The organism is Pantoea sp. USMM079, assembly GCF_037153115.1.
GTDB lineage: Bacteria > Pseudomonadota > Gammaproteobacteria > Enterobacterales > Enterobacteriaceae > Pantoea > Pantoea communis.
In genome coordinates this window covers 79440-92186 of the sequence record NZ_JBBCKX010000007.1, presented here as the reverse complement: position 1 = coordinate 92186, position 12747 = coordinate 79440, and the positions used below count along the sequence as shown (strand labels likewise).

11 protein-coding genes are annotated in these 12747 nt (G+C 51.8%); 8 read left to right on the top strand and 3 right to left on the bottom strand.

Going from position 1 to position 12747, the window contains the following annotated elements:
* Positions 1-13: 13 nt before the first annotated feature.
* The 3 genes from ybfE (at position 14) to fur (ending at position 1760) form a co-directional block, all read left to right on the top strand.
* Positions 14-289: a LexA regulated protein gene (ybfE, locus tag WFP70_RS12550; RefSeq protein WP_034829114.1), complete on the top strand. Its 276-nt coding sequence runs from the start codon at positions 14-16 to the stop codon at positions 287-289.
* 135 nt (positions 290-424) lie between these two features.
* Complete coding sequence (fldA, locus tag WFP70_RS12545; RefSeq protein ID WP_034829111.1) at positions 425-955, top strand: flavodoxin FldA; 531 nt, start codon at positions 425-427, stop codon at positions 953-955.
* 355 nt (positions 956-1310) lie between these two features.
* Positions 1311-1760 (top strand): ferric iron uptake transcriptional regulator, encoded by a 450-nt coding sequence (gene fur / locus WFP70_RS12540; RefSeq protein WP_058962149.1) that lies wholly within the window; start codon positions 1311-1313, stop codon positions 1758-1760.
* Positions 1761-1821: 61 nt separating this feature from the next.
* Here the strand turns inward: fur and WFP70_RS12535 are convergent, their stop codons facing one another.
* From WFP70_RS12535 to nagE, 3 genes are all read right to left on the bottom strand, one after another.
* The gene (locus WFP70_RS12535) at positions 1822-2217 is read right to left on the bottom strand and encodes a hypothetical protein (RefSeq protein WP_034829107.1); all 396 of its coding nucleotides are present in this window, start codon (positions 2215-2217) and stop codon (positions 1822-1824) included.
* Positions 2218-2451: 234 nt separating this feature from the next.
* On the bottom strand, positions 2452-4119 hold the full coding sequence (gene glnS / locus WFP70_RS12530) for a glutamine--tRNA ligase (protein ID WP_200539382.1): 1668 nt from the start codon (positions 4117-4119) through the stop codon (positions 2452-2454).
* Between the two features lie 151 nt (positions 4120-4270).
* Positions 4271-6295 (bottom strand): N-acetylglucosamine-specific PTS transporter subunit IIBC, encoded by a 2025-nt coding sequence (gene nagE, locus WFP70_RS12525; RefSeq protein ID WP_045816530.1) that lies wholly within the window; start codon positions 6293-6295, stop codon positions 4271-4273.
* Between the two features lie 343 nt (positions 6296-6638).
* Here nagE and nagB point away from each other — a divergent pair, with 343 nt between their 5' ends.
* From nagB to asnB, 5 genes are all read left to right on the top strand, one after another.
* Positions 6639-7439, top strand: a complete 801-nt coding sequence (gene nagB, locus WFP70_RS12520; protein ID WP_034829102.1) for a glucosamine-6-phosphate deaminase — start codon at positions 6639-6641, stop codon at positions 7437-7439.
* Positions 7440-7499: 60 nt separating this feature from the next.
* Positions 7500-8648, top strand: a complete 1149-nt coding sequence (gene nagA / locus WFP70_RS12515; protein ID WP_182059060.1) for an N-acetylglucosamine-6-phosphate deacetylase — start codon at positions 7500-7502, stop codon at positions 8646-8648.
* Between the two features lie 7 nt (positions 8649-8655).
* On the top strand, positions 8656-9876 hold the full coding sequence (gene nagC, locus WFP70_RS12510; RefSeq protein WP_034829098.1) for a DNA-binding transcriptional regulator NagC: 1221 nt from the start codon (positions 8656-8658) through the stop codon (positions 9874-9876).
* 39 nt (positions 9877-9915) lie between these two features.
* On the top strand, positions 9916-10668 hold the full coding sequence (locus WFP70_RS12505) for an HAD-IIA family hydrolase (RefSeq protein ID WP_337023514.1): 753 nt from the start codon (positions 9916-9918) through the stop codon (positions 10666-10668).
* Between the two features lie 330 nt (positions 10669-10998).
* Positions 10999-12666 (top strand): asparagine synthase B, encoded by a 1668-nt coding sequence (asnB, locus tag WFP70_RS12500; RefSeq protein ID WP_160867870.1) that lies wholly within the window; start codon positions 10999-11001, stop codon positions 12664-12666.
* The last annotated feature ends 81 nt before the right edge of the window (positions 12667-12747 follow it).

Below are 12747 nucleotides of genomic sequence, written 5' to 3'. Positions count from 1 at the left end.
AGTTTCACAAATCATGGCAAAAGAACAGACAGACCGTACCACGCTTGATCTTTTTGCAGACGAGCGGCGTCCTGGTCGACCCAAAACCAGCCTGCTGACACGTGACGAACAGTTGCGTATCAACAAACGTAACCAGCTCAAGCGCGATAAAGTGCGAGGGCTGCGTCGTGTTGAGCTGAAAATGTCCAGCGAAGCGGTTGACGCCCTGAACACGCTGGCCGAGCAACAAAACATCAGCCGCAGCGAATTGATTGAACAAATGCTGCTGGCGCAACTCAAACTGTCTTAGCGCGCTGACCGCACGCAGGAACACAAAGTTCAGGCTTTACTCGTTCCGCCCTTTTCAACGGTCTGCTATCATTCGCTAACATGTGCAGTCAATTGACTTACTTTCACAATCAGGCTTTAAGAGGTTACTTAACCCATGGCAATCGTAGGCATTTTCTTCGGCAGCGATACCGGCAACACTGAAAACATTGCAAAAATGATCCAGAAACAACTGGGTAAAGATGTCGCCGAAGTGCATGACATTGCTAAGAGCACTAAAGAAGATCTCGCAGCGTTCGACATCCTGCTGCTGGGCATTCCTACCTGGTATTACGGCGAAGCACAGTGTGACTGGGATGACTTCTTCCCTACGCTGGAAGAGATCGACTTTAATGGCAAACTGGTGGCGCTGTTTGGTTGTGGCGACCAGGAAGACTACGCAGAATATTTCTGTGATGCGATGGGCACGATTCGCGACATCATTGAGCCAAATGGCGCGGTGATTGTGGGCCACTGGCCGACTGAGGGCTATCATTTTGAAGCCTCAAAAGGTCTGGCCGATGACAAACACTTCCTCGGCCTGGCGATTGACGAAGACCGTCAACCTGAGCTGACCAATGAACGTGTTGATGCCTGGGTGAAACAGATCTTTGATGAGCTGCAGTTAAAAGAGATCATTGAAGCCTGATGCCTCGCCTCCCCAATGTGAGCGCTGGCTCACATTGGGACAAAGGAATTTCCTATAAAAATAATAGCTACGGTTTTTTAACTTTTCCCCGCAAATCTGTAGAATACCCGCAATGGTCATCCGCTTATTCCTCTGATTGTTGACTGAGGCTGAGTGAAATGGAAACCCAAACCACACCGTTCCGCGCTGACGTAGGCGATGTTTAACCTTACGACTTTTGTTGATTTGCGCGATACCCCGGTTTTCATTTCACTGCTTGAGTTCTATAATGAGACGCAAATGAGAATACGCGTGACCTAAACATTCAAGGCCCCTGCGCCGTAAGTGACATGCAAAGTAACAGGACAATATCCGAATGACTGACAACAACTCCGCATTGAAGAAGGCTGGCCTGAAAGTCACTCTGCCAAGATTGAAAATTTTGGAAGTGCTTCAAGGACCCGGCCCTGAGTCCCACCACGTCAGTGCGGAAGATTTGTATAAGCGCCTGATCGATATGGGCGAAGAGATTGGCCTGGCAACGGTATATCGCGTTCTTAACCAGTTTGATGACGCGGGTATCGTCACCCGTCATAACTTCGAAGGCGGCAAATCCGTATTCGAACTGACTCAGCAGCATCACCATGACCACTTGATCTGCCTGGATTGTGGCAAAGTGATCGAATTCAGCGATGAATCAATCGAAACGCGTCAGCGTGAGATTGCCACTCGCCATGGCATTAAACTCAGTAACCACAGCCTGTACTTGTACGGCCACTGTGCACTGGGAGACTGCCGCGAAGACGAGACGCTCCACGATAAGTAATTGAGTGTGCTATGCAATATAAAAAAACCGGTGCTGGTCACCGGTTTTTTTATGCCTGTTATCAAGCGATAAAGGTCTCGTGGAGGTAGCGCCAGCGAGGAATGGTGGTGCTGCAATCCAGCACAGCCAAAGAGATGCGCGTTTGATTGGTGCCGTTCAACATCTGCAGTTCACGATACTGAATCGTCACTTCCTGGCTCTGTTGAGAAATGATGGCATGCTCACTGGTGGCAATGCGCAGCCCTTCCCGCTGACCGTGCAGTTTGCGAAACAGCACTTCGGTCTCATTCAGATCCAGCTGCTTACCCAGCGGCGTCACCATTTTGAAATCCGGGTGAAAGTGTGACAAAAGCAGTTCCATGCTGTCATCACTGCCTTCTACCTGGTTAAAAACACGTTCAATAAGCTGATGTAATACCACCACACTATGCTTAGCTTCCAGGGCGAGACTTGTCATTTTTTTTCCTTTGATAACCCGCAGAGCTCTATTTAGAGCGCATAGCCTACCTGAAATACAATTTTTCACACTCGCAAATGGGTTAATTTTGCTAAAGTCAGAATTGTCGCAAAATAGACAACAAGCTCAGCTTGCCGCCTTCAGCATAATTGATTGCCCGTGGCGAATTACAGGCAATAAAAAAGGGCGATTGCTCGCCCTTTCATGATCATATTGTGCTATCGACGAAAGATATTACTCGCCAATCTTCGCGAAAGTATCGCGCAGTCCAACCGTGCGGTTAAACACCAATTTACCCGGCTGTGAGTAGACGCTATCGGCACAGAAATAACCTTCACGTTCAAACTGATAAGCTGCGGTAGTGGCCGCTTCACGCAAACCAGACTCCACGAAGCCCTGTTTGATCTCCAGCGAGTTCGGGTTAATGGTGGTGAGGAAATCCTCAGCCGCCGCGGGGTTTGGCACGCTGAACAGACGGTCGTAAAGACGGAACTCAGCTGGCAGTCCATGAATGGCGGAAACCCAGTGGATCACACCTTTCACTTTGCGACCATCCGCCGGATCCTTGCTCAGGGTGTCAACATCACAAGTGGCATAGATGCAGGTAATGTTACCCTCTTCGTCTTTCGCCACACGCTCAGCACGAATCACATAAGCATTGCGCAGACGCACTTCTTTGCCCAGAACCAAACGTTTGTACTGTTTGTTGGCTTCTTCACGGAAGTCCGCGCGATCGATCCACACTTCACGGCTGAACGACACTTCACGCGTGCCCATCTCCGGCTTGTTTGGATGATTAGGCATGGTCAGCGTTTCTTCGTGGCCGGCGGGCAGGTTTTCGATCACCACTTTCAACGGGTCAAGTACCGCCATCGCGCGTGGTGCGTTCTCATTGAGATCGTCACGAATACAGGATTCCAGCGACGCCATCTCAACGATATTGTCCTGTTTTGTCACGCCGATGCGGCGGCAGAATTCACGAATCGAGGCCGCGCTGTAACCACGACGGCGCAGACCTGAAACGGTCAGCATGCGGGGATCATCCCAGCCTTCCACCACTTTCTCGGTGACCAACTGCGTCAGCTTGCGCTTCGACATCACCGCGTATTCCAGATTCAGCCGCGAGAATTCGTACTGGCGCGGATGCTGCGGAATGGTGATGTTGTCCAGCACCCAATCGTAAAGGCGACGGTTGTCCTGGAACTCCAGCGTACACAATGAGTGGGTAATGCCTTCGATCGCATCCGAAATGCAGTGTGTGAAGTCGTACATCGGGTAGATGCACCACTTGCTGCCGGTCTGATGGTGATCGGCAAACTTAATACGGTACAGCACCGGATCGCGCATCACAATGAAGCTGGATGCCATGTCGATTTTGGCACGCAGACAAGCTTTACCTTCCTCGAAACCGCCATCACGCATTTTCTGGAACAGCGCAAGGTTCTCTTCCACGCTGCGGCCGCGGTACGGGCTGTTTTTACCCGGCGCAGTCAGGGTGCCGCGATATTCACGGATCTCTTCCGCCGACAACTCATCAACGTAAGCCAGACCTTTATTGATCAGCTCAACGGCGTAGTTAAACAGTTGGTCGAAATAGTCTGAGGAGTAACGAATGTTGCCGCTCCACTCAAAGCCCAGCCATTGCACGTCACGCTTGATGGATTCAACGAACTCCAGGTCTTCTTTCACCGGGTTAGTATCGTCAAAACGCAGGTTGCACTGTCCTTGATAATCTTGGGCGATACCAAAGTTCAGGCAGATAGATTTCGCATGGCCAATATGCAGATAACCATTGGGCTCAGGCGGGAAACGGGTATGCACACTGCTGTGCTTACCGCTCGCCAAGTCTTCGTCGATGATCTGACGAATAAAGTTCGTTGGGCGGGCTTCAGCCTCACTCATCTCAAAATCCTCAAAACAATAGCGGGTGATTTGTACCACGAAGTAACGGAGTATGATCCACAAAGCGCAGGAGGGAAACAACCGTTTGTTGGTCGTTTTAAAACAAAAAAGGCAGGAATTGCTTCCTGCCTTCTGGCTAAATCACAAGGACTTAGTTTTTCACTTCATACAACGGTGTCACACCTGCAACCACTGAACCGCTGGCCAGCAGATTCAGTCCGGCGAAATCATCGCTGTTGCTGACCACCACCGGGCTAATCATTGAGCGCGCGTTGGCGTTGAGGAAGTCCAGATCCATCTCCAGAATCGGCTGACCGGCAGTGACGGTTGCTCCCTCTTCTACCAGACGTGTGAAGCCTTTTCCTTCCAGCGCCACGGTGTCCAGGCCCATGTGCACCACGATCTCAACGCCGTTAGCGGCTTCCAGACAGAACGCATGGTTGGTGTTGAAGATTTTCACCACGGTACCGGCAATCGGTGCCACCACGGTTTTGTCCGTTGGTTTGATTGCCAGACCATCGCCCACCGCTTTGCTGGCGAACGCCTCATCCGGCACCGCGTCGAGCGCGACAATCTCACCGGTCACCGGTGCCACCAGCGTAGCAATCACCGCTTTTTCAGTGTTCAGCACAGCCTGGGGTTTAGTCGCGACCGGCGCAGCGGCGGCAGGAGCGGAAGCCGCAGCAACCGGGCCTTTGCTCAATACCGTTTTCATTGCGGAGGCGATGCTTTCAGCCTGAGTGCCGACAATCACCTGTACGCTCTGCTTGTTCAAACGAATCACACCAGACGCACCCAAACGTTTCGCCACGCCTTCATTCACCTGGGCTGAGTCTTTGACGTTCAGACGCAGACGAGTAATGCAGGCATCGATGTTGGTCAGGTTGTCTGAACCGCCGATGGCGGCAATGTAACGACGTGCCAGTGATTCGGTCTGGCTTTCACCATTACCACTATGGTCGACGTTAACGTCATAACCATCAGTTTCATCGCCCGCAGACAATTCACGGCCCGGGGTCATCAGGTTGAATTTCTGAATAGTGAAACGGAATACCACATAGTAGATGGCGAAGAACACCAGACCTTGTGGAATCAGCATCCACCAATTCACCGCCAGCGGGTTACGCGTTGACAGCACCATATCCACCAAACCGGCACTGAAGCCGAAGCCTGCAATCCAGTGCATGCTCGCAGCAATAAATACCGAGATACCGGTCAATACGGCATGGATCACATACAACACCGGTGCCACGAACATGAAGGAGAATTCCAGCGGTTCAGTGATACCGGTGAAGAAGGCCGCGAAGGCCGCCGCCAGCATGATACCGCCGACTTTCGCGCGGTTTTCTGGACGTGCGCAGTGGAAGATAGCCAATGCTGCACCCGGCAAGCCAAACATCATGATCGGGAAGAAGCCCGCCTGATAGCGACCGGTAATACCCGGGATACCCGTGCCATTCGCGATAGATTGCGCACCGCCAAGGAACTTAGGAATATCGTTAATGCCAGCCACATCAAACCAGAATACGGAGTTCAGTGCGTGATGCAGACCGACCGGAATCAGCAAGCGGTTAAAGAAGGCGTACACGCCTGCGCCCACCGAGCCCATTTTCTGAATGTGCTCACCGAAGTTCACCAGGCCGCCGAAGATGATTGGCCAGATGTACATCAGGATGAACGCCACGACGATCATCAGGAAGGAGACGAGAATCGGCACCAAACGTCGACCACTGAAGAACGACAGCGCTTTGGGCAGCTCAACATGGCTAAAGCGGTTGTACACTTCAGCGGAGAGAATACCGACCAGAATACCCACGAACTGGTTATTGATCTTGCCGAAGGCAGCAGGCACCTGATCGACCGGGATTTTCTGAATCATCGCTACTGCGGCAGGTGAACAGAGTGTCGTCACCACCAGGAAGCCCACGAAGCCGGTTAACGCGGCCGCACCATCTTTATCTTTGGACATACCGTAAGCCACACCAATGGCAAACAGCACAGACATGTTTTCGATAATGGCGGAACCAGACTTGATCAACAGTGCTGCCAGCGCATTGCCTGCACCCCAGCTGTCTGGATCAATCCAATACCCTACCCCCATCAAGATTGCCGCTGCCGGCAGTGTCGCTACCGGCACCATAAGCGCGCGGCCGACCTTTTGCAGATATCCTAAAATACTCACCTTTTTCTCCCCCTATGAGACTGGCGTTTTGCCGTAGCGCGGGTTGATTTTATTATCCCTACGCTCGGTACCTTGATGACATCTTTCACCACGAGGCGCAGTGTAAAGATAAATTAATTCGCCTCGCAAATTAAAACCACAGTAACTGTGACTTTAATCACCATAATGGACGTTTATCACTGCGAAATGCTAGCCACCACCACAAACTTATTTTATGATGAAAAATATCAGGTCGCACTTTTCCCTGCTGGTTGCGCTTAAACCGATTACGCTTAATGGCAGCAACCTAAACCAGCATCGGCGACAACATTTTCCTAATCTTAATTGAGGTGAAGACATGAGACTGATCCCTTTGGCCACACCGACCCAGGTGGGTAAATGGGCTGCACGCCACATTGTTAACCGCATTAATGCGTTTAAGCCTAGCGCAGAACGTCCCTTCGTGCTGGGCTTGCCAACCGGTGGTACGCCACTGGAAGCTTACAAGCACCTGATTGATATGCACAAAGCGGGCCAGGTTAGTTTCAAGCATGTGGTGACGTTCAATATGGACGAATACGTGGGCCTGCCAAAAGAGCATCCGGAAAGCTACCACAGCTTCATGTACCGCAACTTTTTCGATCACGTTGATATCCAACCAGAAAATATCAATCTTCTGAATGGCAATGCGCCAGATATTGACGCAGAATGTCGCCAGTACGAAGAGAAGATTCGCTCTTACGGTAAAATTAATCTGTTTATGGGCGGCGTGGGCAACGATGGACACATTGCCTTTAACGAGCCGGCTTCTTCACTCTCTTCCCGCACCCGCATTAAAACCCTGACGCACGATACCCGTATCGCTAACTCGCGCTTCTTTAATGGTGATGTGGATCAGGTGCCAAAATACGCCCTGACCGTAGGTGTGGGCACGTTACTGGATGCTGAAGAAGTGATGATTCTGGTGACGGGCCATCTTAAAGCGCAGGCGTTGCAGGCTGCCGTAGAAGGTAACGTTAACCACATGTGGACCATCAGCTGTCTGCAGCTGCATGCGAAATCTGTGGTGGTGTGTGACGAACCGGCCACCATGGAACTGAAAGTGAAAACCGTGAAATATTTCCGCGAAATGGAAGCGGAAAATATGAAAGGTGTGTGAGAACACGTTGTGAAAAACCTGCTGCCTTAATGCGGCAGGCTTAGCCGGGAGAGAAAAACGATGTACGCATTAGTGAACGGCCGGATTTTTACCGGTCATGAAATTCTGGACAATCATGCAGTGGTGATTGCAGATGGCCTGATTGAGCGCGTGTGCCCACGAGATGCGCTTGATGCAACGATGACACAGCAGGATGTGGCTGGTGCGTTTATCGCTCCCGGATTTATTGATTTGCAGTTAAACGGCTGCGGCGGCGTGCAGTTTAACGATGATATCGATGCGCTGAGCGTGGAAACGCTGGAAATCATGCAGCGTGCCAACGAAAAATCAGGCTGCACCAGCTATCTGCCAACGCTGATCACCAGCACCAATGCTTTGATGAAGCGTGCCATCGAAACCATGCGCGCCTATCTGGCCAAACACCCTAATCAGGCGTTAGGTCTACACCTGGAAGGTCCATGGCTGAACAAAGCCAAAAAAGGTACCCATAATCCAGATTTGATTCGTCTGCCCGATGCGGAGATGGTCGATTTTCTTTGCGCCAACGCAGACGTGATCACCAAAGTGACGCTGGCGCCAGAAAATGCCGGTGCCGAGGTGATTGGCAAGCTGTGCAATGCCGGCATTATTGTCTCTGCGGGCCATTCAAACGCCACTTACGAAGAAGCCAAAGCGGGCTTTAGTGCGGGTGTCTCTTTTGCCACTCACCTTTATAATGCCATGCCAACCTTTGCAGGGCGTGAACCTGGTCTGATCGGTGCGCTGTTTGATTCACCTGATGTATACTGCGGCATCATTGCGGATGGTTTACATGTCCACTACGCTAACGTGCGTAATGCAAAGCGCATCAAAGGTGACAAGCTGGTGTTGGTAACGGATGCGACCGCACCCGCTGGCGCGTCAATTGATAAATTCATTTTTGCAGGCAAAACAATATACTATCGCGACGGCCTTTGCGTTGACGAAAACGGTACCTTAAGCGGTTCTGCGCTCACCATGATTGAAGCGGTGCAAAACAGCGTAGAACATTGTGGTATCGCGCTGGATGAAGCTTTGCGCATGGCAACGCTCTACCCGGCCCAGGCAATGGGTGTGGAAAAACAGCTGGGTTCAGTGACAGCAGGAAAAGTCGCTAACCTCACTGTCTTTACCCGCGATTATCAAATCACTAAGACGTTAGTCAATGGAGACGACGTCCTCAGCGAGTAAGTACTGAATGACCACTGGCGGCCAGACTCAAATAGGAAATGTCGATCTTGTCAAACAACTCAATAGTGCAGCCGTTTACCGGCTAATTGATCAACAAGGGCCGATATCGCGTATACAGATTGCCGATCTCAGCCAGCTTGCGCCCGCCAGCGTCACGAAAATTACCCGCCAGCTTATTGAGCGCGGCCTGATCAAAGAGGTAGAGCAACAAGCCTCTACCGGTGGTCGCCGCGCCATTTCCATCATTACCGAAACTCGCCATTTTCATACCATCGGCGTTCGCTTAGGACGCAATGATGCCACGCTGACATTATTCGATCTGAGCGGAAAATCGCTGGCGCAGGAAGATTATCCCCTGCCTGAGCGCACCCAGGAAACGCTGGAGAATGCACTGTTCAATGCCATCACGGCATTTATGGCGGCGCATCAACGCAAGATTCATGAATTAATCGCGATCGCGGTGATTCTGCCGGGCCTGGTGGACCCGATTAACGGCATTATTCGCTATATGCCGCACATCGCTGTCAGCCACTGGCCGCTGGTATCCAGCTTGCAGAAACGCTTTAACGTCACCAGTTTTGTCGGTCACGATATCCGTAGTCTGGCGCTGGCGGAGCACTATTTCGGTGCAAGTCGTGACTGTGCAGACTCCATTCTGGTGCGTTTACATCGCGGTACCGGCGCAGGCATCATCGCTAACGGCCATATTTTCCTCGGCAGCAACGGCAACGTGGGCGAAATTGGCCACATCCAGGTCGATCCATTGGGTGAGCGCTGCCACTGCGGCAACTTTGGCTGTCTGGAAACGATTGCCGCCAATGGCGCGATTGAAAATCGCGTGCGCCATTTGCTCAACCAGGGCTATCCCAGCACGCTGACGCTGGATAACTGCCTGATGCCGCAAATTTGCCGTGCCGCCAACCAGGGCGATGCGCTGGCCTGCGAAGTGATTGAGTATGTAGGGCGTTATCTCGGGAAAGCGATTGCGATTGCCATTAACCTGTTCAACCCACAAAAGGTGGTATTGGCGGGCGAAATCACCGACGCAGACAAAGTGCTGTTCCCGGCGATTGAAGGCTGCATTAATACCCAGGCGCTGAATGCCTTCCGCAAAAACCTGCCGGTGGTGCGTTCCGAACTGGATCACCGTTCCGCTATTGGCGCCTTTGCCCTGGCGAAACGTGCGATGCTGAATGGTATTTTGCTGCAGCATCTGCTGGAAGAATAATTGAAGCCTGCCGTCTGGCGGGCCCGACCGGAAGCCAATATGACCATCAAAAGCGTAATCTGTGACATCGACGGCGTGTTGATGCACGACAATACCGCCGTGAAAGGCGCGAATGAGTTTCTGCAGCGCATCCTTGAAAAAGAGATGCCGCTGGTGGTGCTGACTAACTATCCGTCGCAAACCGCTCAGGATCTGGCAAACCGTTTTGCCAATGCGGGTGTCGAGGTACCGGATTCAGTGTTCTATACCTCGGCGATGGCGACAGCCGATTTCCTGCGTCGTCAGGAAGGCAAAAAAGCCTACGTGATTGGCGAAGGCGCGCTGATTCACGAACTGTATAAAGCCGGATTTACCATCACCGATGTGAATCCCGATTTTGTGATTGTTGGGGAGACGCGCTCCTATAACTGGGAAATGATGCATAAAGCGGCTTTCTTTGTGGCTAATGGCGCACGCTTTATCGCCACCAACCCGGATACCCACGCACGCGGTTTTGTGCCAGCCTGCGGTGCACTCTGCGCCGGTATCGAAACCATCTCCGGTCGCAAACCGTTTTACGTCGGTAAGCCGAGCCCGTATATCATGCGTGCTGCGCTAAATAAGATGCATGCCCACTCGGAAGAGACGGTGATTGTCGGCGATAACCTGCGCACCGATATTCTGGCCGGATTCCAGGCGGGCCTGGAAACCATTCTGGTGCTCTCCGGGGTTTCGACGCTGAGTGACATTGATGCGATGCCTTTCCGCCCTGACTGGATTTACCCTTCAGTGGCCGATATCGACCTGTTCTAAACCTTCTCTTATCGCGTTTACTTATCGCCCTGCCCGCACGTCGTGTGAGCAGGGCGTTTGTTTTTACATCCCTTTATTATGATTCTGTGCACCGTTAATTGCGCAGGAAATCATCCAAAACGCCAATTCATTAGACGCCATCTAATTTAATTGATATTTAATTAGATGAAATTCAATTTTTAAGCCATCACAACAATCTTTTTATCAAAAGATCGCAATTTAACTTGCGTTAACAGCACCTGATAGCGCATTTTCTTATACATCACGCAGTCAAGGCTGCCGGACAAACGTAGAAATAACATCGCCGCAAGGTGAGATCAGGAGTCAGTTATGTGTTCGATTTTTGGTGTGCTGGATCTGAAATCCGATCCTGTTGAACTGCGCAAGAAAGCGCTGGAGTGTTCCCGTCTGATGCGTCACCGTGGACCGGATTGGTCTGGCGTGTATGCCGATGACAAAGCCATTCTGGTGCATGAGCGCCTGTCGATTGTTGACGTCAACAACGGCGCACAGCCGCTGTACAACGCTGACCACACCCACGTACTGGCCGTGAACGGTGAGATCTACAACCATCAGGCTTTGCGTGCTGAACTGAGCGATCGTTATGCGTTTCAGACCGGTTCTGACTGCGAAGTGATCCTCGCGCTGTACCAGGAAAAAGGTCTCGATTTCCTCGATGATCTGCAAGGCATGTTCGCCTTTATTCTGTGGGACAGCGTGAAGCAGCAGTATCTGATTGGCCGTGACCACATCGGGATTATCCCGCTGTACATGGGCAACGATGAGCACGGCAACCTGTTTGTCGCCTCTGAAATGAAAGCGCTGGTGCCGGTTTGCCGCACCATCAAAGAATTCCCACCGGGAAGCTTCCTGTGCAGCAGCGATGGCGAAATCCGTCGTTACTGGCAGCGCGACTGGATGGATTTCGCTGCCGTTGCCGAGAACACCACTGACGCTGCGGGCCTGAAGCATGCACTGGAAGAGTCAGTGAAAAGCCACCTGATGTCTGACGTGCCTTATGGCGTGCTGCTGTCTGGCGGCCTCGACTCCTCTATCATTTCTGCCGTGACGAAGCGCTTTGCGGCAAAACGTGTGGAAGATGAAGATAAAAGTGATGCCTGGTGGCCACAGCTGCACTCTTTTGCGGTAGGTCTGGAAGGCTCACCTGATCTGAAAGCGGCCAAATCAGTGGCGGAACATCTGGGCACCGTGCACCACGAGATTCACTTCACCGTGCAGGAAGGTCTGGATGCGATTCGCGATGTGATTTACCACATCGAAACCTATGACGTCACCACCATTCGCGCCTCTACGCCGATGTATTTGATGTCGCGTAAAATCAAGGCAATGGGCATCAAAATGGTGCTGTCTGGTGAAGGCGCGGACGAAGTGTTTGGCGGCTACCTGTACTTCCACAAAGCACCGAACGCTCAGGAATTCCACGAAGAGAACGTGCGTAAACTGCTGGCGCTGCACATGTTTGACTGTGCGCGTGCCAACAAAGCGATGTCGGCATGGGGCGTTGAAGCGCGCGTACCGTTCCTCGACAAGAAATTCCTTGATGTGGCGATGCGCATCAACCCGGAAGACAAAATGTGCGGCAGCAACGGCAAAATGGAGAAACACATTCTGCGTGAATGCTTCTCTTCTTACCTGCCGGAGAGCGTGGCATGGCGTCAGAAAGAGCAGTTCTCTGATGGCGTAGGCTACAGCTGGATCGATAGCCTGAAAGAAGTGGCCGCGAAGCAGATCACCGATCAGCAGTTGTCTACCGCGCACTTCCGTTTCCCGTACAACACGCCGAACTCGAAAGAAGCGTATTTGTACCGCGAAATCTTTGAAGAGCTGTTCCCGATTGCCAGTGCAGCAGAGTGTGTTCCGGGCGGTCCATCTGTTGCCTGTTCATCTGCCAAAGCGATTGAGTGGGATGAAGCTTTCAAAAACATGGATGACCCATCTGGTCGTGCTGTCGGCGTGCATCAGTCCGCCTACAAATAAGCTTGTGAATGAGTAGGATAAGGGGTCTGTAAAGGCCCCTTTTTGTTTTCATCGTCGATGTGACGATAGAAAACTGCTGAA